The organism is Cedecea sp. VD22, assembly GCF_037150195.1.
Classification (GTDB): Bacteria; Pseudomonadota; Gammaproteobacteria; order Enterobacterales; family Enterobacteriaceae; genus Cedecea.
In genome coordinates this window covers 75,972-101,980 of sequence record NZ_JBBCPX010000013.1, presented here as the reverse complement: position 1 = coordinate 101,980, position 26,009 = coordinate 75,972, and the positions used below count along the sequence as shown (strand labels likewise).

Annotated in this window: 20 protein-coding genes; 6 read left to right on the top strand and 14 right to left on the bottom strand. The window is 55.7% G+C overall.

The features are described from left to right. Positions 1-79: 79 nt before the first annotated feature. Entirely contained in the window at positions 80-625 is a 546-nt protein-coding gene (locus WFK85_RS19120) for a hypothetical protein (RefSeq protein ID WP_166990506.1), read from the top strand. 225 nt (positions 626-850) lie between these two features. Here WFK85_RS19120 and WFK85_RS19115 read toward each other — a convergent pair whose 3' ends face one another. Next, complete coding sequence (locus WFK85_RS19115) at positions 851-2,056, bottom strand: M24 family metallopeptidase (protein WP_336709016.1); 1,206 nt, start codon at positions 2,054-2,056, stop codon at positions 851-853. 211 nt (positions 2,057-2,267) lie between these two features. Between WFK85_RS19115 and WFK85_RS19110 the strand changes: the two genes are divergently transcribed. Genes WFK85_RS19110 through WFK85_RS19095 form a run of 4 tightly spaced genes read left to right on the top strand, consistent with a single transcriptional unit; the run spans position 2,268 to position 4,187 of the window. Next, positions 2,268-2,510 carry a type II toxin-antitoxin system CcdA family antitoxin gene (locus WFK85_RS19110; RefSeq protein WP_034809527.1) on the top strand — a complete coding sequence of 81 codons (243 nt, stop codon included), beginning with the start codon at positions 2,268-2,270 and terminating at the stop codon, positions 2,508-2,510. Between the two features lie 2 nt (positions 2,511-2,512). Continuing rightward, positions 2,513-2,824 (top strand): CcdB family protein, encoded by a 312-nt coding sequence (locus WFK85_RS19105; protein WP_166862177.1) that lies wholly within the window; start codon positions 2,513-2,515, stop codon positions 2,822-2,824. Positions 2,825-2,873: 49 nt separating this feature from the next. Then, the gene (locus WFK85_RS19100; protein ID WP_336709015.1) at positions 2,874-3,722 is read left to right on the top strand and encodes an AraC family transcriptional regulator; all 849 of its coding nucleotides are present in this window, start codon (positions 2,874-2,876) and stop codon (positions 3,720-3,722) included. A gap of 57 nt (positions 3,723-3,779) precedes the next feature. After that, positions 3,780-4,187 carry a DUF2000 family protein gene (locus tag WFK85_RS19095; protein ID WP_336709014.1) on the top strand — a complete coding sequence of 136 codons (408 nt, stop codon included), beginning with the start codon at positions 3,780-3,782 and terminating at the stop codon, positions 4,185-4,187. A 67-nt stretch (positions 4,188-4,254) separates the two neighbouring features. On the opposite strand, the gene guaA is transcribed toward WFK85_RS19095, so the two are convergent. Both guaA and guaB read right to left on the bottom strand, forming a co-directional pair. Next, positions 4,255-5,832 (bottom strand): glutamine-hydrolyzing GMP synthase, encoded by a 1,578-nt coding sequence (gene guaA, locus WFK85_RS19090; RefSeq protein ID WP_008459400.1) that lies wholly within the window; start codon positions 5,830-5,832, stop codon positions 4,255-4,257. 66 nt (positions 5,833-5,898) lie between these two features. Further along, positions 5,899-7,365 (bottom strand): IMP dehydrogenase, encoded by a 1,467-nt coding sequence (gene guaB / locus WFK85_RS19085; protein WP_008459401.1) that lies wholly within the window; start codon positions 7,363-7,365, stop codon positions 5,899-5,901. Between the two features lie 170 nt (positions 7,366-7,535). Here guaB and xseA point away from each other — a divergent pair, with 170 nt between their 5' ends. Further along, entirely contained in the window at positions 7,536-8,921 is a 1,386-nt protein-coding gene (xseA, locus tag WFK85_RS19080) for an exodeoxyribonuclease VII large subunit (RefSeq protein WP_166990485.1), read from the top strand. Positions 8,922-8,926: 5 nt separating this feature from the next. Here xseA and WFK85_RS19075 read toward each other — a convergent pair whose 3' ends face one another. From WFK85_RS19075 to WFK85_RS19025, 11 genes are all read right to left on the bottom strand, one after another. Then, entirely contained in the window at positions 8,927-9,148 is a 222-nt protein-coding gene (locus WFK85_RS19075) for a YfgJ family double zinc ribbon protein (RefSeq protein ID WP_166990482.1), read from the bottom strand. 47 nt (positions 9,149-9,195) lie between these two features. Next, a complete protein-coding gene (der, locus tag WFK85_RS19070) occupies positions 9,196-10,701 on the bottom strand; it encodes a ribosome biogenesis GTPase Der (RefSeq protein ID WP_008459404.1) in 1,506 nt (501 codons plus the stop codon). Positions 10,702-10,824: 123 nt separating this feature from the next. Then, positions 10,825-12,006, bottom strand: coding sequence for an outer membrane protein assembly factor BamB (gene bamB / locus WFK85_RS19065; RefSeq protein WP_166871687.1), 1,182 nt, complete (start codon positions 12,004-12,006; stop codon positions 10,825-10,827). A gap of 10 nt (positions 12,007-12,016) precedes the next feature. Continuing rightward, positions 12,017-12,637 (bottom strand): YfgM family protein, encoded by a 621-nt coding sequence (locus tag WFK85_RS19060; RefSeq protein WP_008459406.1) that lies wholly within the window; start codon positions 12,635-12,637, stop codon positions 12,017-12,019. A 35-nt stretch (positions 12,638-12,672) separates the two neighbouring features. Further along, positions 12,673-13,947, bottom strand: coding sequence for a histidine--tRNA ligase (gene hisS, locus WFK85_RS19055; RefSeq protein WP_008459407.1), 1,275 nt, complete (start codon positions 13,945-13,947; stop codon positions 12,673-12,675). A 115-nt stretch (positions 13,948-14,062) separates the two neighbouring features. After that, a complete protein-coding gene (gene ispG, locus WFK85_RS19050) occupies positions 14,063-15,184 on the bottom strand; it encodes a flavodoxin-dependent (E)-4-hydroxy-3-methylbut-2-enyl-diphosphate synthase (RefSeq protein WP_008459408.1) in 1,122 nt (373 codons plus the stop codon). Between the two features lie 38 nt (positions 15,185-15,222). Next, positions 15,223-16,218 carry a cytoskeleton protein RodZ gene (gene rodZ / locus WFK85_RS19045; RefSeq protein WP_166990476.1) on the bottom strand — a complete coding sequence of 332 codons (996 nt, stop codon included), beginning with the start codon at positions 16,216-16,218 and terminating at the stop codon, positions 15,223-15,225. Between the two features lie 422 nt (positions 16,219-16,640). Beyond that, entirely contained in the window at positions 16,641-17,804 is a 1,164-nt protein-coding gene (locus WFK85_RS19040; RefSeq protein WP_008459410.1) for a bifunctional tRNA (adenosine(37)-C2)-methyltransferase TrmG/ribosomal RNA large subunit methyltransferase RlmN, read from the bottom strand. Between the two features lie 178 nt (positions 17,805-17,982). Further along, the gene (gene ndk / locus WFK85_RS19035) at positions 17,983-18,414 is read right to left on the bottom strand and encodes a nucleoside-diphosphate kinase (protein ID WP_039296136.1); all 432 of its coding nucleotides are present in this window, start codon (positions 18,412-18,414) and stop codon (positions 17,983-17,985) included. 169 nt (positions 18,415-18,583) lie between these two features. Then, positions 18,584-20,911, bottom strand: coding sequence for a peptidoglycan glycosyltransferase PbpC (gene pbpC, locus WFK85_RS19030; protein WP_336709013.1), 2,328 nt, complete (start codon positions 20,909-20,911; stop codon positions 18,584-18,586). 11 nt (positions 20,912-20,922) lie between these two features. Further along, positions 20,923-25,899: an alpha-2-macroglobulin family protein gene (locus WFK85_RS19025; RefSeq protein ID WP_336709012.1), complete on the bottom strand. Its 4,977-nt coding sequence runs from the start codon at positions 25,897-25,899 to the stop codon at positions 20,923-20,925. Positions 25,900-26,009: the final 110 nt, after the last annotated feature.

Here is a 26,009-nt window from a genome sequence, read left to right as displayed (position 1 = left end):
TCACTAATGGTTACGTGTCATTCTTTTTAGATTGCTATACTCTTTGCGCGGGTATTTCATCTAATAGGAAATTAATTATATGAGAGTCGTCGTATTACAGGGCCAATATGGCCTGTTCAAAAAAGAAGGGCTTGATCTTTCCATGCCGGCAATACAAACCTGCCTGGGGCTTTATGCCGTATCAGAGCAGCATGATTACCTTCTCTGCGCGCATTTTGATTCAGAAGTCGGGCTGCAGCAAAATTTAAGAGAAATTAAGAATGCTTTAGCGGCTAAAAACATCAGCATGAGCAGCCTTAAAGCAACGGTCTTTGGCGGCGACGGTAAACAAAGCTACGTCCGGTGTTCCCCTCCCAGCAGCCACATAGGGAATGATATTGTCAGCTTTATCAAAGCGCAGGGAGGCAGCGCCGAGTATTCAAATGAGTATTACTCTGGCGTTATCCCCAAAACATTCAACTTTCACTATCAAAAAGGCTGCGGTATCTCCGAGGGGCAAAATCCGAAGGATTTTTCTGGCGCCAGTCAGCAGGCAATGAATTTAGCTAAGCAAAGAATGAGACTGAGGCCTGCTGAATACTCTCTCGCCCATGCAAAAATGGTAGATGTCAGCCGCTTATACTAAAATTCGTTATTTTTGACCTAAAGGAACCGTCTGGTATTATCGGGCATTATTTACAATCCCTTTATGTACAAATTAATCTCGCAGGTTCCTTTATTTTTAATAATGCAATGTACTATCCAACCATTACAAAATTAAGATACTTAATTTAGCAAAGCTGACAACACGAATTCACAATAATATCTTAATTAAGAGATTAACGGGGCATCTTAATGCCCCGAATTAAGCTTACTCAAAACGCTGTAGCGTCCTCGGTAACTGGCTAAACAATTCATAGCCGTCATCGGTGATGAGCAACATATCTTCCAGCATGATCGCCCCGACGCCGATGCCGTAGTAAGGCGTTTCCACGCTAAAGACCATACCCGGTTCGAAGGTTTCGGTTGCCGCAGCGCTCACGAACGGCGCCTCTTCCAGGCCTAAGAACAGCCCATCGCCGTGCCCTAAATGGCCGCGATTATAGTGCGGCAAGCCATTGGCCTTGATTTTACTCATCGTGTCGTTAAACACATGGCTGAGCTTTACGCCAGGGCCAATCAGGCTGAGCATATGCTCGTGGCCCTGCAAAATGGTTTTGTAGATTCGCTCGGCCATGGCCGTTGGCTGCCCGAACACCACGGTTCGCGCCAAATCCGCACCGTACCCGGCGACATCCACGCCGCAGTCAAATTTGATTAAATCCCCCGGTTTAACGGGTTCGCGGCTCGGGATTAATTTGGGGGCAAAGTCATCGCCCACCGAGATCAAATGGAAGCGCGACAGGTTGGTCTCCGGGTGCTGCATCACGGCTGCTTTGTAGGCGGCGGTGAGATCCCACGCCGAACAGCCCGCGCCAATCGTCTTAAAAGCTTCACTGATGCCATACTCGGTTACCTGTGCGCTCTTACGCAGGAAGGCAATCTCCCAGGGGCTTTTGACCATCCGCAGTTCATTAAAGATTACCGTGGAGTCCACCAGCTGTAGATTCGGGATCACCTTATCCAGCGTCTGCTTGCCGCCGTTGCTCATCGCATTCAGCTCGATTGCGATGTTTTTATCCAGCACGCCCGCATCCGCCAATGTGGACTTGAGCAGCGTGAAAACGGCCTCCACCGGTGGGCCAATCGGCCGCTCTTTCACCACCCGCTGCGGGTTAAAAGGCTCGTCGACATCCACCCAAACCGGGAAGGTCTTCAGCTCATAGTTCGCCAGATCAAACTGCAGGCCAGCCGCCTCAAACTCGTTCATCACGATCAACGAAGGCAGCTTCTCATCCCGGAAAATGACCGCCAGCGCCGCGCCGGTGTGGCGGAAGGTGTACATAAAGAAACTGGCAAACCCGGTGACATGGCAAAAGTTGTCCGGGGTGGTCACCACCAGAGCCTCAATATTGTGCCGGGCCATGATCGCCCGGGCTTTGGTCGTGACCGCCTGGAGATGATCTGCTTTATTCATGCTGCTCGTTACCTCAGTCTTGTTTAACTTTTGCCGGAGTCGGATCGCCAGATGTTTTAGCAGATCACTCGGGATTTATATAGCGGGCTTGAAACCCGGACATGAAGTCGATTTTTAACCAAAGACATTTGGTGATATTTTAGCCATACAGTATATGTGCTACTGTATGCGCTATTAACACATACAAAAACACAGTTCTTGAGGAGGAGCCATGCCTGCATCAGCAAGTATACGAGTGAAAAAAACCGTCACCGTCACACTGGAGCCAGATCTGATTCAGGAAGCCAAAGCGGCAGGAATCAACTTGTCACAAACGTTGCGTAAAGCGCTAAAAGCCGAAATCAAGGAGATTGAAGCCGCTCGCTGGAAGAAAGAAAACGAAGCCGCAATCGACTATCTGAACCAGCTCACGGAAGAAAACGGCCTTTTATCCGACACCTACAGGACGTTCTAATCATGCAATTCACCGTCTACAAAAATACGGGAAAGCCAACGGCTTACCCGTATTTATTGAATGTTCAGAGCAACATCATTGGGCGTAGAAACACCCGAGTCGTCATTCCTTTATTCCCTGCTGAAAACTATAAAGGGCCACGCACGGACAAACTCACCCCATCCATTCATCTGGCCGGTGAAGATTTTATTGTGATGACTCATGAACTCGCGAGCATCCCTGAACGGATCCTGGGCGCAGAACACTGCAGCGCGGCTGAACATGAAAATACAATAAAAGCGGCGCTTAACTTCCTTTTCTATGGCATCGAGTAGCCTGCTCCTCTTTCGGAAACCGAATTCGTTTTAAAGCGAGGCCTGATTGATGATAACGCGCGACAAAACAAGCAGCGACTGGGTTGATATCAACCGCGATGAAGAGAGCGGTATAGAGAGCATTAACGCCCATTTCTCCGGCCACGCTTATGACGCGCACGATCATGATGAAGTGCTTGTCGGCGTTACGCAGCAGGGGCTCCAGCGCTTTAACTGCCACCGCACCACGCACACCAGCCATCCGGGAAGAGCCATTCTGATTGAACCCGGCGCGGTGCACGACGGCCACGCTCCCGAAGCCGAAGGCTTTACTTACGCGATGCTCTACCTGCCGCAAGCCTGGGTGGGCGATCACATGCAGCGCCGCGGGCTGGGCAACATCGCCACGCTGGAAGCCGCTTTCCATAACACCCTGGCGGACGACCCGCAGCTAAGCATTGCTATTCAGCAGGCGTTTTTTGCCGTTCACCATCGCGAAGGGCGACTCGCGTGCGACCAGACGCTCGACCACCTTATCGCCCTGCTTTCCCGTCACATCAGCCTCAGGCAGCCTTCCACCTCAAACGATGCGCTTCGGCAAATGCATGAAGTTCGGGATTTCCTTCACGATCGTATGCATCTGGACATCGGCCTCGACGAACTCGCGCTGCACTCCGGCATCGACAGGTTCCGGCTCAACCGCCAGTTTAAGCAGGCATTTGGCCAGTCACCTCACGCTTACCTGGTGCGACTCCGCCTGCGCACTGCCCGTTCGCTGCTGGCGCAGGGGAAAGAGCCAGCGCTGGTCGCCTCACAAACCGGATTTGCCGACCAAAGCCATATGGGACGCTGGTTCCAGCGCGCCTATCGCCTCTCCCCTGTCGCTTACCAGCGCCGCTGCACAAACGTTCTATACTGACCGCCCTGTTATCTTCGATGATGCTTTCTCAGAAAGATGAACGGAGAAGCAGGACAGATGTTTGATACCAAAATTGCCTTTATCGTACGCGACGATTTACCCACCTGGCAGCGCCTGAACGTGGTGGCGTTTCTCGGCACCGGCGTGGCCGCCGCCTCCCCGGAAATCATGGGCGCGCCCTACATAGATGCGAAAGGCCGCGAATACGGCAATTTGTCCGGCCAGCCGATGCTGATTTTCGAATCCGATCTCGCCGGGCTGCAAACCGCTCACCGTAAAGGCCTGGAGCGCGAGCTAACCCTGATCCCATACGTGCACGCCATGTTTTCCACCGGGCATGATGCAGCCAACCGGGAAGTGTTCAAAGCGGAAGATGCCGACAGCATGAACCTGGTCGGCCTGGCAATGCGCGGCCCGAAGAAGATGGTGGATAAGGTGATAAAAGGGATGAAGCTGCATAAGTAAGGGAAGACAAATATAAAAAAGCCCGCAATCGCGGGCTTTCAGCACATCTAGTCAATTAAGAGAGTGATTATTCCCACTCAATCGTCGCCGGCGGCTTGCCGGAGATATCGTAAACCACGCGGGAGATGCCGTTCACTTCGTTGATGATGCGGTTGGACACGCGGCCGAGGAAGTCATACGGCAGGTGCGCCCAGTGCGCGGTCATGAAGTCGATGGTTTCTACCGCACGCAGGGAAACAACCCAGTCGTACTTGCGGCCATCGCCCATTACGCCCACGGAACGGACCGGCAGGAACACGGTGAACGCCTGGCTCACTTTGTTGTACAGGTCGGCTTTGTGCAGCTCTTCGATGAAGATAGCGTCGGCGCGGCGCAGCAGGTCGCAGTACTCTTTCTTCACTTCGCCCAGCACGCGAACGCCAAGGCCTGGGCCTGGGAACGGGTGGCGGTAAAGCATGTCGTACGGCAGGCCCAGCTCGAGACCGATCTTACGCACTTCGTCTTTGAACAGCTCGCGCAGCGGCTCAACCAAGCCCATCTTCATCTCTTTCGGCAGGCCGCCCACGTTGTGGTGAGATTTGATGACGTGCGCTTTGCCGGTCGCGGAGGCCGCAGACTCGATAACATCAGGGTAGATGGTGCCCTGCGCCAGCCATTTAACGTCTTCCAGCTTCAGCGCTTCTTCGTCGAACACTTCCACGAACACGCGGCCGATGATCTTACGCTTGGCTTCCGGGTCGTTTTCGCCCGCCAGCGCGGTCAGGAAGCGGTTTTCGCCTTCAACGTGAACGATGTTCAGGCCGAAGTGGTCACCGAACATGTCCATCACCTGCTGGGCTTCGTTCAGGCGCAGCAGGCCGTTGTCCACGAACACGCAGGTCAGGTTTTTGCCGATGGCGCGGTGCAGCAGCATCGCGGTCACGGAGGAGTCAACGCCGCCGGACAGGCCGAGGATAACCTTGTCATCACCCACCTGCTCGCGGATGCGAACGATAGCATCTTCGATGATTTTTGCCGGGGTCCACAGCGCTTCACAGCCGCAGATTTCCAGCACAAAACGCTCCAGCAGACGCTGGCCCTGACGGGTGTGGGTCACTTCCGGGTGGAACTGCACGCCGTAGAAGCGTTTTTCTTCGTTGGCCATAATGGCGAACGGACAGGTTTCGGTGCTGGCAACGGTCACGAAGTCAGACGGGATGGCGGTGACTTTGTCGCCGTGGCTCATCCAGACGTCCAGCAGCGGCTGGCCGGCTGCGCTCAGGGAGTCTTCGATGCCGCGAACCAGCGCGCTGTCGGTTTTCACTTCAACCTGCGCGTAGCCGAATTCACGCTCGGTAGAGCTTTCAACGTGGCCGCCCAGCTGCATGGCCATGGTCTGCATGCCGTAGCAAACGCCGAACACCGGCACGCCGGCTTCGAACACGTACTCAGGCGCACGCGGGCTGTTTGCTTCGGTGGTGCTTTCCGGGCCGCCGGAAAGGATGATGCCGCTTGGGTTGAACTCACGAATTTGAGCTTCGGTAACATCCCAGGCCCACAGCTCGCAGTAAACGCCGAGCTCACGGACGCGGCGCGCCACCAGTTGAGTGTACTGAGAACCGAAGTCGAGGATCAGAATGCGATGTTTATGAATGTTTTCCGTCATTGACGTTAATTCCGAGGCAAGTGATACAAAACAAAAACACCCGGCATAAAGCCGGGTGCATAAAGATTAAGAACCCATACGGTAGTTCGGGGACTCTTTGGTGATCGTCACGTCGTGAACGTGGCTTTCCTGGATGCCCGCGCCGCTGATGCGTACGAATTCTGCTTTGGTGCGCAGCAAGTCGATAGTACCACAGCCGGTCAGGCCCATGCAGGAACGCAGGCCACCCATCTGCTGATGAACGATCTCTTTCAGACGGCCTTTGTACGCTACGCGACCTTCGATACCTTCCGGCACCAGTTTGTCTGCAGCGTTGTCGGTCTGGAAGTAACGGTCAGAAGAGCCTTTGGACATCGCGCCCAGAGAACCCATGCCGCGGTAAGATTTGAACGCACGGCCCTGGTACAGTTCGATTTCGCCCGGAGATTCTTCGGTACCTGCCAGCATACCGCCAACCATGACAGCAGCTGCACCAGCGGCGATGGCTTTCGCGATGTCACCGGAGAAGCGGATACCGCCGTCAGCGATAACCGGAATACCGGTGCCTTCCAGCGCTTCAACCGCGTCAGCCACGGCGGTGATCTGCGGTACACCTACGCCGGTAACAATACGAGTGGTACAGATGGAGCCAGGACCGATCCCAACCTTCACCGCGCTGCAGCCAGCTTCGGCCAGGGCACGCGCGCCAGCGGCGGTTGCTACGTTACCGCCGATGATTTGCAGGTCAGGATATTTAGCACGGGTTTCACGAATACGTTGCAGAACGCCTTCGGAGTGGCCGTGAGAGGAGTCAATCAGCAGAATATCAACGCCAGCAGCGACCAGCGCGTCAACGCGCTCTTCGTTGCCTGCGCCTGCGCCAACCGCAGCCCCAACGCGCAGACGGCCCTGCTCATCTTTACAGGCGTTAGGTTTACGCTCTGCTTTCTGGAAGTCTTTCACGGTGATCATGCCGCGCAGGTGGAAGCCCGCGTCTACAACCAGCGCTTTCTCAACGCGTTTTTCGTGCATTTTAGACAGCACGACGTCGCGCGCTTCGCCTTCTTTCACGGTAACCAGACGCTCTTTCGGGGTCATGTACACGCTAACTGGCTGGGCCAGGTCGGTCACAAAGCGCACGTCGCGGCCGGTGATGATACCCACCAGCTCGTTGTCTTCGGTGACGACCGGGTAGCCGGCAAAGCCGTTACGCTCGGTTAATTCTTTCACTTCACGCAGGGTGGTGGTTGGCAGCACGGTTTGCGGGTCAGTAACCACGCCACTTTCGTGTTTCTTCACGCGCTTAACTTCTTCAGCCTGGCGCTCAATGGACATGTTTTTGTGAATGAAACCAAGGCCACCTTCCTGCGCCAGAGCGATAGCCAGACGCGCTTCCGTCACGGTATCCATCGCTGCGGACAGCATAGGGATATTCAGACGAATAGTTTTGGTCAGCTGAGTGCTGAGGTCGGCCGTGTTCGGCAGAACGGTGGAATGAGCGGGAACGAGGAGAACGTCGTCAAACGTCAGTGCTTCTTTAGCGATACGTAGCATGGCAATATCTCAACCTGGGGGTGAATGAGAACAGATAAAATATTGCCGCGGCATTATACAGAGCGTAAGCGATTGCATCCACACTTTTTTCGCAAAACTCCTTGCTAATAGCGAAACGGAAGGTACTATCGACCTAATAACCTGCTGATTTAGAATTTGATCCAGCTCACATGTCGACACAAAATTCCCCCTCAATTTTTACCGTTTCTCGCCTGAATCAGACGGTGCGTTTGCTGCTTGAGCAGGAAATGGGGCAGGTCTGGATCAGCGGTGAAATCTCTAACTTAAGCCAGCCTTCATCGGGCCACTGGTACTTCACGCTAAAGGACGATACCGCCCAGGTGCGCTGCGCGATGTTCCGCAACAGCAACCGCCGCGTGACCTTCCGCCCGCAGCACGGCCAGCAGGTGTTAGTGCGCGCTAACATCACGCTTTACGAACCGCGCGGCGACTACCAGATCATTGTCGAAAGCATGCAGCCCGCCGGTGAAGGGCTGTTGCAGCAGCAGTACGAGCAGTTGAAACAGAAGCTGAGCGCCGAAGGGCTTTTCGACCCGTTGCACAAGCAGCCCCTGCCCGCTCCGGCTCGCCAGGTCGGCGTGATTACCTCTAAAACTGGTGCGGCCCTGCATGACGTGCTGCATGTATTACAGCGCCGCGATCCGTCGCTGCCGGTCATCATCTACCCGACCGCCGTTCAGGGCGCAGACGCCCCGCTGCAGATTGTGCGCGCCATTGAGTTAGCCAACCTGCGCAACGAATGTGACGTGCTGATTGTCGGGCGCGGCGGCGGCTCGCTGGAAGACCTGTGGAGCTTTAACGATGAGCGGGTTGCACGGGCAATTTTCGCAAGCAAGATCCCCGTCGTTAGTGCCGTAGGGCATGAAACTGACGTCACGATCGCCGATTTTGTCGCTGATTTACGTGCGCCGACGCCGTCCGCCGCAGCAGAAATCGTCAGCCGTAATCAGACGGAGTTACTGCGCCAAATCCAGTCCCAGCAGCAGCGTATGGAAATGGCGATGGACTATTACCTCGCCCAGCGCTCACGGCGGTTTACCCAGCTACACCACCGCCTGCAGCAGCAGCATCCTCAGCTACGTTTAGCCCGCCAGCAAACCACGCTTGAGCGCCTGCGCCAGCGTCTGACCGTGGCAATGGACGGCAAAATGCGCCGGGCGAGTCAGCAGCAGCTGCGCCTTAGCCAGCGCCTGAACCAGCAGCAGCCTCAGCCCCGCATTCACCGCGCCCAGTCTCGCTTACAGCAGCTGGAATACCGCCTGTCGCAGTTAGTAAGCGCTCAGCTTAGCCAGACGAAACAACGCTTTGGCACCGCGCTCGCCCAGCTGGAAGCCGTCAGCCCGCTGGCGACGCTCGCGCGCGGCTACAGCGTGACCACCGCCGAAGACGGCAAAGTGCTGAAGAAAACCAAACAGGTGAAGTCTGGGGACACGCTAACCACGCGTCTGGATGACGGCTGGGTCGAAAGTCAGGTGACAGGCATTAAGCCGGTGAAAGCGCCGCGGAAACGTAAGCCCGCAGCGAAAGACAAATAAGCCACTCAGAGTGCGGCGGGCACAAACTCTACGCGCTTTTTAGAAATCAGCCCGTGGCCGTTCTGGCAGAAATAATCCACCGCCCCACACGCTTTCAGCACCTGCAGCGGCTTGTGACAGTCCGGGCAAAGCGCTTCCAGGCGGAAGTCCTTCCCGCAGGCATCGCAGTGCGCCCCATCGTCCGTTTGTTTCAGTTCGTTGTTACACGCCGGGCAATTCAGTTCCATGTGGTATCTCCATAAAGTAAAACGGGAGCTTAATGCTCCCGTCCGAATTACTTACTTTTCTTGATGTGCTTGATGAGACGCTTACGCTTACGCATCTGGTTCGGCGTCAGGGTGTTACGTTTCCCGGCGAACGGGTTCTCCCCTTCCTTGAACTGAATGCGGATTGGCGTCCCCATCACGTCCAGCGATTTGCGGAAGTAGTTCATCAGATAACGCTTGTAGGAATCCGGCAGATCTTTTACCTGGTTGCCGTGAATCACCACGATTGGCGGGTTATAGCCACCGGCGTGCGCGTATTTCAGCTTAACGCGACGGCCACGCACCAGCGGTGGCTGATGGTCTTCTGCCGCCATGTTCATGATGCGGGTCAGCAGCGCGGTGCTTACGCGACGCGTGGAGCTGTCGTAGGCTTCACGCACGGATTCGAACAGGTTACCTACGCCGCTGCCGTGCAAAGCGGAGATGAAGTGCACGCGGGCGAAGTCGATAAAGCCCAGACGGTAGTCCAGCGTCTCTTTCACCTGCTCGCGAACTTCGTTGCTCAGACCATCCCACTTGTTGACCACGATTACCAGTGAGCGCCCACTATTCAGGATGAAGCCCAGCAGCGAGAGATCCTGATCGGAAATGCCTTCGCGGGCATCGATAACCAGCAGCACAACGTTCGCATCTTCGATCGCTTGCAGAGTTTTGATTACCGAGAATTTTTCTACCGTGTCAGTAATTTTCCCGCGCTTACGCACGCCCGCAGTATCAATCAGCACGAATTCACGCTCGTCACGCTCCATCGGGATATAGATGCTGTCGCGGGTGGTGCCCGGCATGTCATAAACGACAACGCGTTCTTCGCCGAGGATACGGTTAGTTAGCGTAGACTTACCTACGTTAGGACGGCCAACGATAGCGAGCTTGATAGGCAGATCCTGAGGATTGAAGGCTTCTTCCTCCTCTTCTTCCTCAAACTCTTCGTCATCGGACACAATGCCGTTTTTGGCGTTAAACGCGGCCCAGTAGGCTTCGTCTTCGTCCATCTCTGCCGGCTGTTCGCGCGGGTCGATATCGTCCATCCACGGCACCAGAACGTGTTCCAGCAGGCTGGTCACACCGCGGCCATGGGAAGCCGCAATCGGGTGGATTTCGCCGAGGCCCAGAGAGTAGAAGTCAATCACCGCCTGGTCCGGGTCAAGACCGTCGGTCTTGTTCGCTACCAGGAAAGTTGGCTTCTGGCGGGAGCGCAGGTGCTGAGCGATGGCTTCATCGGCAGGCATCAGGCCCGCACGTGCATCCACCATGAACAGCACAACATCCGCCTCTTCAATCGCCAGCAGCGACTGCTCGGCCATGCGCGTTTCCACACCGTCTTCCGTGCCATCGATACCGCCGGTATCAATACAGATAAACTCGCGGCCTTCGACTTCCGCACGACCGTACTTGCGATCGCGAGTCAGCCCCGGAAAATCCGCAACCAGCGCATCGCGGGTACGCGTTAAGCGGTTAAACAGGGTCGATTTACCGACGTTAGGGCGCCCAACAAGCGCGACCACAGGTACCATTATAAAAGCCTCATTACTCAAAATTTATTAATAAAACAGCGTCAATTTTCGGCTGTTTTTAAAAAGCCAAAACGGCTCCCGAACTACGGGAACCGTTTCAAACGTGACGATTATCCGACAAGTTTAGCGTTTGATGGCGTACAGCGTGCCGTCTTTTGCCTGGATAAGCAGTTTGTCGCTGGCAACCACTGGCGTCGTCTGGAAGCCGGAGCTGTCCACTTTCTGCTGGGCAACAAAGCGCCCATCATCGTTGTTGATCCAGTGCATGTAGCCTTCGCTGTCGCCAACGACCAGGTAGCCATTGTACAGCACTGGCGCGGTCAGGTTGCGGTGCAGCAGATCGCTTTGCGTCCACAGCGTTACGCCGCCGTCTACGTTCAGCGCAACAACGCGGTCATTCTGATCCACCAGGTAAATGCGGTTCCCGTCCACGATGAAGTCGTTCACCGAGCCCATCTCACGTTTCCACATGATCTGGCCGGAACGCAGATCCAGCGCCGTCAGGTTGCCGTTGTAAGCCAGAGCATAAACCACGCCATTCACGATAACCGGCGTAGTATCCACGTCGCTCAGGCGGTCAATTTCTGTCGCGCCAGTCGCCTGGGAGATACGCTGCTGCCAGATAAGCTGGCCCTGCTGCATCAGCACGGCGCTTACGCGGCCGTTATCTCCGCCGACAATAGCGGCACCAAAGGCGGTGGCCGGAGCCGATTCACCGCGCAGAGACAGCGCAGGCATATCGAGGTTAACGCTCCATTTTACCGCGCCGTCAGCTTCGTTCAGCGCCTGCAGCATACCGTTGCTGGTATGAATCAGCACCACGCCGTCGCTCACAACCGGGCGAGACAGCGCTTCGCCAGCCACTTTTGCCTGCCAGGCGATGCTGCCGTCGGAGGTGTTCAGGGCGAAGACTTTCGCTTTTTCGGTGCCAACATAAACGTGGCCGCCGTCAACGGTCAGGCCGCCGGACAGCAGAGCAGGAATATTGCTGGAGAAGAAGCCGGTTTTCTCAGAGAGATCGACCTTCCACTCTTCTTTGCCGTCATCCGCATTCAGCGCCTTCACGGTACCGCGACGGTCAGCAGCATAAATGGTGCTGCCCTGCCACGCCGGATGCAGGTTAGAGTAGAAATCACCGATTCCATCACCCACGGACGTGCTCCACGCTTTTGCCGGAGTGAACTGATTTTCCACCGTTGGCAGCGGGGACATTTTAACCACATCTTCTTCGCCGCTGAACAGGGAGCAGCCGCTGAGCAGCGTCAAGGAGAGCAGCCCAGGCACAAATAGTTTACGCAATTGCATCGGGTCCCTCTTAGCTGGACAAATTATTGATTTTCATCTGCATCATTTCACGCAGGGCCGGAGAAGCATTGGTCTGTGAACCTTTGCTCCACGCATCACGAGCGCCCTGCTTATCCCCTTTACTGAGCAGCGCTTCGCCGCGCAGGTCGGCAACCATCGCTACCCAGCCTTCGCCTTTTACGCTATCCAGGGTTTTCAGCGCGGCATCAGCCTGTTTCTGCTGAATCTGAATGCGAGCCAGACGCAGATTGATCAGCGCCTGCATGTTCGCATCTTTGGTGCTGCTAAGGCCGTTTTGCAGCTGCGTTGCCGCTTTATCCAGCTCGTTTTTATCCACGAACTGCTGCGCCAGCTCTAACGCCGCCAGCGCGCCGTAGGTGTTTTTGTTATCAGCGGCAAATTTCTCGACCGCTTCCAGCGTTTGCGGCTGGTCTGCTTTCACCGCGCTGGTCACATTCTGGTAAGCCAGGGAGGCTTCACGCATGGAGTCGTCCTGGTGGCCGTTCCAGTAACGCCAGCCCACCAGAGCGCCGATACCCAGCACAACCCCGACTACCAGCGCTTTGCCGTTTTCCGCAAAGAAGCGTTTAACCGCTTCCATCTGATCGTTTTCGTTCTCGTAAACTTCCACGCAGTCCTTCTCCTTAACGAATAATCACCGGGTAATTAACCCAGTAACGCCTGCAGATGGGCGGCAGCGTCAGCTTGCGCGACGTTTTGTTGCTCACCTGTGCGTAAATCCTTAACCACGACTTCGCCTTTAGCGACTTCATCTTCGCCCAGCACCAGTGCAACGCGAGCGCCCCACTTGTCGGCACGAACGAACTGCTTCTTGAAGTTACCGCCGCCGTAGTTAGTCATCAATTTCAGGGCCGGCACCTGGTCACGTAGCTTTTCAGCCAGCAGCATTGCCGCGCCCTGCGTTCCCTGACCTGAAGATATCAGGTACATATCGACAACGGATTCTGCTTTAAATTCAGGATTAATCGCCTGAACCAGTAAAACAAGGCGTTCGAGGCCCATGGCAAAGCCAACCGCTGGCGCCGCGCGCCCGCCAAGCTGCTCCACCAGACCATCGTAGCGGCCACCGGCACACACGGTACCCTGAGAGCCCAGGCTATTGGTCACCCACTCAAACACGGTGCGGTTGTAGTAATCCAGGCCGCGAACCAGACGCTGGTTAACGGTGTAAGCAATGCCTGCCGCATCCAGGAACTGGCACAGACCGGCGAAATGCTCGCGGGACTCTTCATCCAGGTAATCGCCCAGCTGAGGCGCGTCGTTCAGCAGAGCCTGAACGTCCTGATTTTTGGAGTCCAGCACGCGCAGCGGGTTGCTGTACATGCGGCGTTTGCAGTCTTCGTCCAGCTTCTCTTTATGCTGTTCCAGGAAAGCAACCAGCGCATCACGGTAGTTAGCGCGCGCTTCCAGAGAACCGATGGAGTTCAGCTCCAGGCTGACGTGCTGGTCAATACCCAGCGCGCGCCACCAGCGAGCGGTCAGCATGATAAGCTCGGCGTCGATATCCGGACCGTTCAGGCCAAACACTTCCACACCCAGCTGATTAAACTGGCGGTAACGCCCTTTCTGAGGACGTTCGTGGCGGAACATCGGCCCGATGTACCACAAACGCTGTTCCTGATTGTACAGAAGACCATGTTCGATACCGGCACGCACGCAGCCCGCGGTGCCCTCAGGACGCAGGGTCAGGCTGTCGCCGTTGCGATCCTCAAAGGTATACATCTCTTTTTCAACCACGTCGGTGACTTCACCGATAGCGCGTTTGAATAACGGGGTCTGCTCTACAATCGGCAAACGGATTTCGCTGTAACCGTAGCTCGCGAGCACCTGCTTAAGAATGCCTTCAATACGCTGCCAGATGGCGGTTTCGCCCGGCAGGTAATCGTTCATGCCGCGAATGGCTTGAATATTTTTTGCCACGTTTGTTCTCTGCTTTATATACAAAAAATGAACCCGAAATCAGGCCACTTACTCAGGTAAACGGCCGTGCGGGCTCAATCATACACGGGAAGCCCTGTGCTTCCCATGCTTCGCATTATTTTTCCAGCTGTTGGATATCAATACGCTGTTTTTCATCCAGCATGCTGGCTTTGGCACGAATACGCGCTTCAAGCTGCGCAATCATGTCGTCGTTGTCCATACGATCTCGCTGGCGGACGCCATCTTCGTAGAAACCACTTTTTTTATTGCCGCCGGTCACCCCAAGCGTGGAAACCAGCGCTTCACCCGGGCCATTCACCACGCAGCCGATAATGGAAACGTCCATCGGGGTGATAATGTCTTCCAGGCGCTGCTCCAGGGCGTTTACCGTCCCGATAACGTCAAACTCCTGACGTGAGCAAGTTGGACAGGCGATAAAGTTGATCCCACGGGAGCGAATGCGCAGCGACTTAAGGATGTCGAAGCCCACTTTGATCTCTTCCACCGGATCTGCCGCCAGGGAAATGCGCAGCGTGTCACCGATCCCTTCAGAGAGCAGCAGCCCGAGGCCGATAGCGGATTTGACAGAACCCGCTCGCGCGCCGCCCGCTTCGGTGATCCCGAGGTGCAGCGGCTGATCGATCTGTTTTGCCAGCAGGCGATAAGACTCAACGGCCAGGAATACGTCTGACGCTTTTACGCTCACCTTAAACTGATCGAAGTTGAGACGATCCAGATGATCGACGTGGCGCATGGCGGATTCGAGCAGCGCCTGAGGCGTCGGCTCGCCGTATTTTTCCTGCAGATCTTTTTCCAGAGAACCGGCATTCACGCCGATACGGATAGGAATGTTTTTATCGCGTGCGCAGTCAACCACCGAGCGAATACGCTCTTCGTTGCCGATGTTGCCGGGGTTAATACGCAGGCAATCAACGCCGTACTCTGCGACTTTAAGCGCAATACGGTAATCGAAGTGAATATCGGCGACCAGCGGGACGCTGACCTGCTGCTTGATAAGCTTAAACGCCTCTGCGGCGTCCATTGTCGGCACGGATACACGAACGATGTCGGCACCCACGCGTTCTAATGCTTTGATTTGATTAACCGTGGCTTCCACATCGGTGGTGCGCGTATTGGTCATCGACTGAACGGCGATAGGGGCACCATCGCCGATTGGCACATTACCGACGTAGATCCGCTTGGATTTGCGACGTTGGATGGGTGCGGCATTATGCATGGTAAATCTCCACAATTACGCGTCTGAACTGGCGCTGATTATTCAGCACCGACAGTGAGACGTGCAACCTGGTTAGTTCTGATAAAGCGACTCAGGTCCACAGGTTTGCCCTGATATTGAACCTGTACTGCTGACGGTGCGCCAATTTTCAGTTTATAAGGCGCTTTACCCGCTAAATCGAGCTTCGCATCTTTGCGCTGCAGGCCGCTAAACAGCTTTTTGCCGCTGGCGTCAGTCACTTCCAGCCAGCAGTCAGCGGTGAAGTGCATAGACAGCCCTTGAGAGGCGTCCGCAGTCTGATTCACGCCAGCCTGATCGGTTGGCAGTTGGCCTGCGGTTGGGGCTGGCGTTGTCTGGGCGTTATCAACAGGTGCCTGGCTTGGCGCCACAACGGCAGATTGCTGAGCCGCATTTGCAGTAGCGTTTTGCTGAGCTGGCGCAGAAGAAGAAGCGGTGTTCTCTACTGGCGTAGGCAGTTCAACAGGTTGCGCAGGTGTTGATGTAGTAGATGTTGCATCGGCAGGCGTATCACTGCCGGTGTTCAGCGGCACAGACTGGCCGCCGCTGGTTGAAAGTTCGGTGGAAGATTGATCGGCCATGGTCGACAGCTCTTCCTGCTGCGCTTTGTGATTTTGCCACCACCATGCGCCGGTCAGGCCAATCACCACGAACAGAATCAGCCAGGTAAAGCTCATCAGCCAGCCGTCGCGCTTTTTACGACGCTTACCAAGAGAGAAGCTTTGCATCGGCTCAACTTTGGCTGCCTTAATCGGTGCCTGTTTCGCCATCATCGGCAACAGCTCTTCTTCAGGAATACGAACCAGTCGCGCATAAGAGCGGATATAGCCACGCAGGAAAGTAGACGCCAGCTCGGCAGGCGCCTTGTCGTCTTCGATATCCCTGACGGTGGAAACTTTCAGGCACAGGCGTTCGGCCACAGCCTGCTGGCTGAGCCCCATTTGCTCACGTGCATTACGTAAACGCTGGCCTGTGGTTTGTGCTGCATTTGATTCGTTAGTGGCTTCAGTATTCATTAGCTACAACTGCTGGTACTGTTCAAATTAAAGAATTTGGCACAAGTCCTGTACCGCAGCGTCTCCGCTACGTCAGATTGACTCGCACCGCGAAACAAATCTGATACCTGAAGGCTAGCCCTCAGTAAAAATTCCCGATTCCCGCCATGCTGTTAGCGCTAGCTGGCATTTTTACGGGCTACCGGACTCGCCGGTTAGTTAACCATAGTCAGCCTTTGGCTGGCTGTCCGTTAACTTTACGAAATGGGCACAACTAAACTGTTGTTGCGACGCTACATACTGCCTTAAAGCCGCCAGAAACGCACCGTAATTATTATGCTGAATGATGTATTAGGCCACGTTATTGACTGTTCATGCACTTTTGCCCGTTTTTTATACCGCGCCAGGCACCCTCGCCCAGCGCGGCAAATCGCCATCTACAATCAAACAGCTTTTACGGCAATAGGTTCGCCCTGCATACGTTTACGCATAGTGCGTTTGGTACGGTCGATCACTTCCCCCGCCAACTGACCACATGCCGCGTCGATATCGTCGCCGCGTGTCTTGCGAACAATGGTGGTGAAACCATAGCTCATCAGCACTTTAGAGAAACGATCGATACGGCTGTTGGAGCTGCGGCCGTATGGTGCGCCCGGGAACGGGTTCCATGGAATCAGGTTGATTTTGCATGGCGTATCTTTCAGGCATTCAGCCAGTTGATGCGCATGTTCGGTACCATCATTGACGTGATCCAGCAGAACGTATTCCACCGTGACGCGGCCCTGGTTGGCGTTGGATTTCTCCAGGTAACGACGAACGGCCGCCAGGAAGGTTTCGATGTTGTACTTCTTGTTGATCGGCATGATTTCATCGCGAATATCATCGGTCGGCGCGTGCAGCGAAATTGCCAGCGCGACATCAATCATATCCCCGAGCTTATCCAGTGCGGGTACCACACCAGAGGTAGAAAGCGTGACGCGGCGTTTGGACAGACCAAAGCCAAAGTCGTCGAGCATAATTTCCATTGCCGGAACAACGTTGTTCAGGTTCAGCAGCGGTTCGCCCATGCCCATCATCACCACGTTGGTGATAGGACGCACGCCGGTTTTCTTCTGCGCACCGATAATCTTCGCCGCGCGCCAGACTTGACCAATAATTTCAGACACGCGCAGGTTACGGTTAAAGCCCTGCTGCGCGGTTGAGCAGAATTTACATTCCAGCGCACAGCCAACCTGAGAAGAAACACACAGCGTGGCGCGGTCTTCCTCCGGGATATACACCGTTTCCACCAGCTGGTCGGCAATTTTGATTGCCCACTTGATGGTACCGTCGGCAGAACGTTGCTCTTCAGCAACTTCAGGTGCACGAATCTCGGCGATCTCTTTCAGCTTATTGCGCAGGACCTTGTTGATGTCCGTCATTTCGTCGAAATCATCACTGCAGTAGTGATACATCCACTTCATGACCTGATCTGCACGGAAAGGTTTTTCACCCAGCTCGGCGAAAAACTCGCGCAGCTGCTGGCGGTTGAGATCGAGCAGGTTAATTTTTTCGGCTTTATTGGAAACAACAACAGGTGTTGCTTCAGGCGTGTTCATTTCAGACATAATGTTTTCCGGCCTCGTTGTTACACGTTATGGCCCCTGGAGGGTTAGAAAAAGAAACGCCCCGGTGAGCAGGCTCTTCCGGGGGCGTTGCATTGTACAAATTCTATGGCATAGATGCCACGACTGAAAGCGAACAACTAAGATATTAAGTGTAAATTCGCTTACAGATTTAGAAATATCAACGTGTGCGTGGGCACACTTCGCCTTCGCCGAAGAAGTAGGCGATTTCACGGGCTGCGGATTCTACGGAGTCAGAACCGTGGGTGCCGTTTTCGGTGAAGCTGTCTGCGTAGTCTGCACGCAGAGTACCAGCCAGTGCGTTAGCCGGGTTAGTTGCGCCCAGCAGGTCACGGTGACGCTGCACTGCGTTTTCGCTTTCCAGCACGGAAACAACGATTGGGCCAGAAGTCATGAACTCCACCAGACCGTCGAAGAACGGCTTACCGTCGTGCTCGGCGTAGAAACCACGAGCCTGCTCAACGGTCAGGTGCAGCATTTTTGCGCCAACGATTTTAAACCCTGCAGATTCAAAACGAGCATAAATGTTACCAATAACGTTTTTTGCCACCGCGTTTGGTTTGATGATGGAAAAAGTACGTTCAATAGCCATGATTACCTCTGTAGATGTTCTGTGTGTCCGGGGAAACCCGGTTATGAAATTGGCGCAGATTATAAAGAGCAAGTTTGTCGTTGCCTATGGATGGAGATAACATTTTTTTAAAATAAGATTAGTTTTGGCAACACTATTGCTGCAGCGGGTGAAATTTCACGTTTTGCCGTCACTGCAGGGTAAAGGTCGCGCTGGCAACTTGCCCGGACTCATCCATCACCACGACCTGATAGTCGCCCGGTTTATTGAGCATTAAGGCCAGCCCGTCGCCTTTGCTCTCTTCGCTTTCTCCGTTAATGAACCACCACCGCTGGCCCTGCCCGCCCTGGCTGGAAAGCCGTAGCGGGAGCTGCATCTGCCCCGGTAAGCGTTTCAAAATAGTGCCGTCACGCACGCCGAGCAGCAGCAGCGGCGTTGCACTCTCTTTCTGTAGCGGTGGGCAACTGGCTGAAACTGCTGGCAAACGAGCAGCACGGCGCTCAGTCGGGGGTAGCCAGGGTTCAAGGGGCAATGGCCAGAGAGCAACTGCCTGTTGAATAGCCCCAGGGCAATCGGCTGCCACTCGCTTACCCTGCGCATCCACCCAAATAAGCTGACGCGTTCCCTGAGCGCCTTCTTGCCCCGGTGCCAGCAGCGTGGGCGGCTGAGCATCGTCCAGAAGCCATGTTGCCAGCCGTCGACGACAGTTCATATCCCCGGCTGGCAATGCCTGGCCGCCAGGCCAGCAGATCTCTGCGGCCGTAACGGAAGTGGGCCGGGGATCGGTCGGTAAATGGAGCTGCTGCACGCGCGAATTAGCCTGCAGCAAATTATTCACCTGATTAAGCAGCGGTACGGCACTCCCTAACCCAAACTGCCCCGCCACCGGCGTGCTATCAGGCCTGCCGGTCCAGATGCCAATCAGATAGCGCGAATTAATGCCTATGGCCCAGGCATCACGATACCCGTAACTGGTCCCGGTTTTCCACGCCAGAGGGACGACGGGAGGTAAAGAAGCATCCGGCTGAGGCTGGGCCTCCCCGGCAAGAATACGGCGAATCACCCACGCAGCTCCCGGCGACATCAGAGGGCGCTCTCGCAGGGCATCACTTTCCAAAACCCGCAACTGAGCGGCCTTGCCATGACGGGCAAACGCGCCGTAGGCTGCCACTATCTGGTCCAGCCTGGCGCCACCGCCCCCAAGAATAAGCGACAGGTTGGGCTCACTGCCCTGAGGAAAGCGAAGATTAAGCCCCACGTTGCCCATCTGCCCGGCAAAACGCTTCGGCCCGTAGGCCTCAAGCACCTGAACAGCAGGTAAATTCAGCGAACGCACCAGGGCATCGCTCATGCTTACCGGCCCGTGAAAACCGGTGTCGAAGTTCCCAGGGCGATAATCGCCGAACCGACGCGGAACGTCCTGCAACAACGACGCCGGATGAATCAGCCCGTCATCCATTGCCATGCCGTAAACAAAAGGCTTTAACACGGACCCCGGCGAGCGAATCGCGGTGATCATATCGACATGCCCAAATCGGCTGTCATCGTTAATATCCGCCGATCCCACCCACGCGCGAACCTGCATTGTAGTGTGATCAACCACCAGCATGGCCAGCGAGGAGCGAGGCGGCAGGCGTGATTTCCAGTTCAGCGCCAGCTCTTCCAGCTGGCGCTGTAAAGGAGCATTTATCGTGGTCGCAATCAACGTTGACTTGCTTTTCGATACCAGTGCCCGCGACAGCAGCGGAGCCAGCTGCGGCATCTGTCGCGGTGCCAGCCAAACAGGCTCCTGCAAAGCCTCATCAATCTGCTTTTGCGACCAGACGCTCTGTTCCGCCATACGGCGTAAAACCTTATCCCGCGCCTGTTGCGCTCGTTCAGGCCAGCGATCGGGCCGCAGGCGGCTGGGAGCCTGAGGCAGCACGGCAAGCAAGGCCGCTTCTGAATAACTTAGCTGCTCAGGCGCTTTTCCAAGATACGCCCAGCTTGCCGCGCCGATCCCCTGTAGTGTGCCGCCAAAGGGGGCACGATTAAGGTAGAGCGTCAGGATCTCCGTTTTGGAAAGATGCCACTCAAGCTGAAAGGCCCGCCAGACCTGACGTATTTTGCCGCCGAGTGTACGAGGATGGGGATCCAATAAGCGGGCTACCTGCATTGTCAGCGTACTGCCACCAGAGATCACTTCCCCATTGCGCAGATCCTGCCAGGCCGCGCGCAAAATAGAGAGCGGATTGACGCCAGGATGATCCCAAAACCAGCGATCCTCATAGCCGATTAGCGCTTCCAGGTAGCGGGGAGAAACCTGATTCAGTGCGACGGGATAACGCCAGATCCCTTCGGCATCAGCAAAACGCCAAAGCGGCGTGCCGTCTGCCGCCACCACCACTCGGGCCGGATTGACCTCTTGCAGCGGCAACGGCCAAAGCTTATCCCCCAGCCAGATAAAAGTGGCAACCAGCAGCGGGACTATCAGCCAGAGATAGCCCCGCCGCCAGCGTAGCCTTGATCCGTTAAGCACCGACGTTCTGCTTACGGCACAACGGTCAACGTGCCGGTACTGCTACCGGTTGCCCGCCACTGCGGAACGTACATGGATTCCACCTGCGGTACGGGCACGGTGTAGCTTCCCGGCGTAACGGCTCGGGCCAGGTAAATAAGCGTCGCATGCTGGCCTTCATTAAGCGGCAATGCGGCCACAAAGCGGTCATCCCTGAACTCCATATGCTGAATGTCCTGCTGCTGCATTTGGTTCAGCAGAGTCTGTACTTCACTCGCGCTGTCCCCCAGGCTGGCGCTGCTGTTAGCCAAATTCTGGTTTTCCAGCTCCAGCCCGGCCGGCAGTAAATCGACGACCAGCGCATCAGGCACGTTCTTGTCTGCCCAAACGTCCAGCCAGACCATAACCAGCTCACCGCTTTTCAGTGAAGAAAGCAGCCGGGTGTTGCCTTTCGCATCAAGGAAGTGGCGTTCAATATGCAGCACATTGCTGTAGGGAGCCGGTGCCTGCTGCGGATATCCCGCGCTGTCGAGGCGCAAATAGAGGCTGCTCATCCCGGTGTTGGTCACCTGCAGATCAGAAAGCAGCTGCGCGCTCAGATTGCGCGTTACCGACTGACTGGATGCCAGTGGCTGTGCACCTAGCGATGTTTGCGCCTGCCAGTCGCCTTTCACGTTTTGCAGACCGTGACCGGCAATAAACAACGCATTGGTTTCCTGAGTGGATAACCAACGCTGGCTCCAGGCCAAATCAGACAGCTCAAGCAGTAGCTGGTTTTGAGCGTCGGGTAGCAGCTTATTCTCTTCCAGCAGGCTCAGCATCATCGCTTTATCCCGCAGTTCGCTGCCGTAATCCGCCATCCAGATCTGTTTATCACTGCGCTGAGTTTTCAGCCCCAAAGCAATCGCTTGTTGGCTGCGAGGTTCATCCCCCATGAGCTTCAGGGCCACGCCCAACTGCACGAGAGGCAGCCCGGCACGAGTCTGCTCGCGGCGCTGCCAAAGCTCGCGCAATGCCCCAAGGGGCGCTTTTTGCTGGCGAGCCAGCACCAGCCCGGCATAGGTCTGTACCGCAAAGCGGCTGGCCGGAGCGTCGTCACTGTAGCGTAAGGCAATCAAACCCGGATCCTGCAGATAGCGCAGCAGGCGCTGATTGGCCTTGCTGAGTGCATCCGCATTGACGCTGTAACCCTGTTCGCCAGCTCGCACCAGGAAGTCGGTCACGTAGGCCGTCAGCCAGTATTCTTCCGGCCCTGCTTTATCCCACAGCCCAAAAGCGCCATTGTCATTTTGCATCTCAAGCAGGCGGGCAATCCCTACATCAATGGCGTTCCGGCGCTGCTGGTCGGTAATACCTTTGATACCCAGCGCATTAAGTTCAGCTTCATTGGTGTACAGAGACGGGAACAGACCGCTGGTCGTTTGCTCAAGGCAGCCATACGGATAGGCTTTTAGCTCACGAATGTAACGCGCCAGGTTCAGTGGCGGACGCCCACTCAGCAGCAGCTGCCCTTCCAGGGTAGATTCAGCAATGCCGGACAGATGCTTAGGCGGAAGCGTCCATGTCTCTCCCGGTTTAACCACGGCACCGCTGTTCACCGTCTGCGCAGGGAATGCAGGACGAACGGCGATTTTCCACTGTTTCATTGGGTCAGCCAGCGTTTCACCCGGCAGTGCGAGGCCGTTAATCACGGCTTTGATTTCACCGTCACCGAAACCTTCCAGCGCACGTACGGGAATGAACAGCGTGCCGCGAGCACCAGGCGCCAGCTTCACGTCCATCGTCGACGCGCCATTGAGCGCTAACAGCCCCTGAGCGCTGAGTACCACGCTAAGCTGCTGGGGCCTGTCCGTCAGGTTAGTAAGATCCAGCGCGAGGCGGCTGGTATCGCCACTCGCCATAAACCTCGGCGCGGCCAGTTCGCTCACCAGCGGCGCGGCAACCGTGACTTTTTCTTCGCTATTACCAAAGCGATCGTCGGTCCAGGCCTGCGCCATAACCCGCAACTCGCCGTTGAAATCACCAATCGGCAGCGTCACCGTTCCTTCGCCGTTTTCATCCAGCGCAACCGGTTGGGCTTGCTGAGCGATGATAGTGACATGATTCACCGGCTTTTTACCGCCGCGACTAAGCTCATCGCCTTCATCGCCGTCACCGCCGAAGCGCAAAGCAGCCAGTCGCCCTTCGCCTTCAATCACCTGACCGTAAATGTCATAGATATCTGCCCCATAGCGCTTGCGTCCAAAGAAGGCGTCCCACGGATCCGGCGTTTTGTAATCGGTGATATTCAGCACACCGCTGTCCACGGCGGACAGCAGCACGTTAATCTGCTTCGGCACTTCGCCATTTTTCACGCTGGCCTTCACCTTCACGGTCAGGTTTTGGTTAGGCCGCATTTTGGCTGGATTTTGCAACGTCAGATCGAGACGGCGGCTCTCGTCTCCTAGCGGCAGATGAAGGATCCCGACCGCGCGCTTAGGCGTGGCGGAACGCGCCTTGTCTCCGGGGCGAATAACAACGGTGCTTAAGTAAAGATCGTGCCGCTGCCAGCGCTTATCCACCGGAATGGCAAGATCCATGCCGCCTGCCGGAACATCAATTTCTTTCCACCACAGTGGGCCGTCACTGGATTCCACCAGCGCATAGCCTTTACCTGCGGCAGGCGCGGCAATATGCAGATTGATGGTATCGCCAGCTTTGTAAGACGGTTTATCTATTTTTAGCGTTACCCTGTCCGGGCGCACTGCACCGGTGCCATCGCTGTTATCCTGCCAGCTGTAACCTGCCCAGAAACGCAGGCTACTGACAAGGTTGCTCTCAGGATCTCGAACTTCCAGGCGGTACGAGCCCCACTCTACCGGGAAGGCAACTTTGCCGGTTTCTCCGGCAGCCAGCGTCAACTTCTGCTCGGCTTCCACCAGATCTTTTTGATCGTACTGAGACCGCCAGCCTTCACTTTCTTCCCAGCTCCAGTAGTAGTCCCGGCGCTCACGAATCAGGCGCACGTCCAGATCGCTTACCGCCAGCTTTTCCCCCTGCGCATCGGCATACACAATGTCGAAACCTGCGCTGCTGTCTTCATCGACGATGGGCTGAGTGTGGGTAGTGTCGGTCCGGTAGTCATAAACCTCTTTGCTGGAAAATTGAGGGCGGATCCCAGGCATTGCCTGAGCTGGCCAGATAGCCTGCTCAACGCGGCGTGTCACCGGGCGACCGCCGGACTCCAGCAGGCTAGCCTGCAAAATAAGGCGCAGAGGAGAATGCGCGTCCCCCCACTGGCTTTCCGCGCTGACGGTCGTGTGCCCTTGTTCATCCAGCGTTAGCTCAACGGCATCCAGGCTACGGGAAAGGTTTTGCTCATTGATATCGCCGAACTGGAACCCAGGCAGCTTTGCAACGGCATCACGTAAAGGGCGCAGGAATAGCTGCCCCTGAAGGCTGTTACCCGCGGCTGGCGCACCGTAGAGATAGCGCCCGGTAACGTCGAAATTGACGGTATCTTCAGGCGCTATCGGCGCTATCGGCGCGCTCTGCGCCGTGAGATTCAGCGCCATACGCTCCGGCATGAAGTCTTCAACTTTAAATGTCCAGATACGCGGCTGGTTATCCCCGGTGTTGACCCGCATTTGCCAGTTACCGGTTGCCGCGCTTTCGCTCAGAGGCCAGGTAAATTGATAAAGTCCGTTGGCAGACTGCCACACTTCGGTGCGGGTAACCTGGCCGTCCGGTTTTACGACCTCAAGCTTCACCGGCTGCGGCGGGAGCGGTTTGCCATCCCCATCCCTGAGCAGGGCATTCACGATGACAGACTCTCCGGGGCGATAGAGATCTCTTGGGCCAAACATGAAGAACTGTTTGCTGTAGCCTTGCTCACCGGCAATATCAAACTCCGCCAGATCCAGAGCCGGGCGGCTGAGATCGAGCAGCGTGGTTTGCTCCCCATTGCGCGCCAGCAGCAGCGTGCCTTTGTTCAGCTTCTCAAGCGTGGCATGCCCGTCACTATCACTTTTCGTTTGCCCTACCGTTTGGCCTTTTTCGTTCAACAGCGCAATCTCCACACCCGACTGCGCGGCACCGTTCTCCAGGCTTTGAGTAAAGACGTCAATTCTGTCGTGGTAGCGATGCACCGAAACACCAACATCACTCAGCGTGAACAGGGTTGCAGCATTGCTGTAGGCGTAATGCCCGGCCTGGCTCATGATAGCGAGATAGACGCCGGGCTGCTGGAGAGGTTTGATATCACCCAGCGGCAGCATTAGCTTCTCACGGGTATTTCGCGCAGGATTTAGGTCAAAACGCCCGGTGTAAACCAAGTCAGCCAGATTCAGCAGATTGTCAGATTCCCAGTTTGAAACCGAGTTACGGTACTGCCACTGGCTGACAAACGCGCTTAGGGAGCTGTCTTTAATGCGATAAAAGTTAACGTCAACGTTATCGACGTTAAGCGCCATCACCGGCAACCCCGCAATCACTTTAGTCGGCAGCAAGGAGCCCCGGCTGGCAAAGCCAACGCTCGGCTGAATATCACGCGTGGCAATTTGCTTTTCAAAGCCATCTTCGAACGTCGCTTTATTGAGCGCGAGCAGCCCGCTGTCTACGGTCACAATCAGCGTGCGTTTGGGCTCCAGATGCCGCAGACGAAGTTCTTTTAGGTCGCTGGAAAGCTCCCAGGCACCGTCCACTTTGCCGCTGGTTTTATCCACGAGATGGGCAACTTTATTGAAGTCCTGATTGGGGTCGAGCGGAATCGAGAAGGTCAGCACTAACGTACTGGCACCGTCCAGCTGAACTTCAGAGGCATCGAGCAGCTTCAGCGGCTTCCCCGCAGACTGCTGAGCCAGTTTTTCCAGTTGAGCTGCATCCGGTTTAGTTTCAGCCTTACTGTTTTGTTCCGCAGCTCCAGAGGAGGTGGGCTGAACGGTTTGCTGATTGTTTTTATCGTCACAGCCGGAAAGCGCAAGCAGGCCGCAAACCAGTACGGCAAGGCTCGTCAAACGTAGTGCATTCATTCTTTCATCCCTGGCCAATAAGGGCCGCCAAACATTACGTAGAGCAAGTATTATGCGGATTAGCCAGAAAAGCGAAAGTCGGAATACTCTGCCTTGCGCGAAGCCTCGCA

Excerpts from the sequence above, each read along its gene's own strand:
- WFK85_RS19120 (WP_166990506.1), top strand. The coding sequence starts at position 80 with ATGAGAGTCGTCGTATTACAGGGCCAATATGGCCTGTTCAAAAAAGAA.
- WFK85_RS19115 (WP_336709016.1), bottom strand. The coding sequence starts at position 2,056 with ATGAATAAAGCAGATCATCTCCAGGCGGTCACGACCAAAGCCCGGGCG.
- WFK85_RS19110 (WP_034809527.1), top strand. The coding sequence starts at position 2,268 with ATGCCTGCATCAGCAAGTATACGAGTGAAAAAAACCGTCACCGTCACA.
- WFK85_RS19105 (WP_166862177.1), top strand. The coding sequence starts at position 2,513 with ATGCAATTCACCGTCTACAAAAATACGGGAAAGCCAACGGCTTACCCG.
- WFK85_RS19100 (WP_336709015.1), top strand. The coding sequence starts at position 2,874 with ATGATAACGCGCGACAAAACAAGCAGCGACTGGGTTGATATCAACCGC.
- WFK85_RS19095 (WP_336709014.1), top strand. The coding sequence starts at position 3,780 with ATGTTTGATACCAAAATTGCCTTTATCGTACGCGACGATTTACCCACC.
- guaA (WP_008459400.1), bottom strand. The coding sequence starts at position 5,832 with ATGACGGAAAACATTCATAAACATCGCATTCTGATCCTCGACTTCGGT.
- guaB (WP_008459401.1), bottom strand. The coding sequence starts at position 7,365 with ATGCTACGTATCGCTAAAGAAGCACTGACGTTTGACGACGTTCTCCTC.
- xseA (WP_166990485.1), top strand. The coding sequence starts at position 7,536 with ATGTCGACACAAAATTCCCCCTCAATTTTTACCGTTTCTCGCCTGAAT.
- WFK85_RS19075 (WP_166990482.1), bottom strand. The coding sequence starts at position 9,148 with ATGGAACTGAATTGCCCGGCGTGTAACAACGAACTGAAACAAACGGAC.
- der (WP_008459404.1), bottom strand. The coding sequence starts at position 10,701 with ATGGTACCTGTGGTCGCGCTTGTTGGGCGCCCTAACGTCGGTAAATCG.
- bamB (WP_166871687.1), bottom strand. The coding sequence starts at position 12,006 with ATGCAATTGCGTAAACTATTTGTGCCTGGGCTGCTCTCCTTGACGCTG.
- ispG (WP_008459408.1), bottom strand. The coding sequence starts at position 15,184 with ATGCATAATGCCGCACCCATCCAACGTCGCAAATCCAAGCGGATCTAC.
- rodZ (WP_166990476.1), bottom strand. The coding sequence starts at position 16,218 with ATGAATACTGAAGCCACTAACGAATCAAATGCAGCACAAACCACAGGC.
- WFK85_RS19040 (WP_008459410.1), bottom strand. The coding sequence starts at position 17,804 with ATGTCTGAAATGAACACGCCTGAAGCAACACCTGTTGTTGTTTCCAAT.
- ndk (WP_039296136.1), bottom strand. The coding sequence starts at position 18,414 with ATGGCTATTGAACGTACTTTTTCCATCATCAAACCAAACGCGGTGGCA.
- WFK85_RS19025 (WP_336709012.1), bottom strand. The coding sequence starts at position 25,899 with ATGAATGCACTACGTTTGACGAGCCTTGCCGTACTGGTTTGCGGCCTG.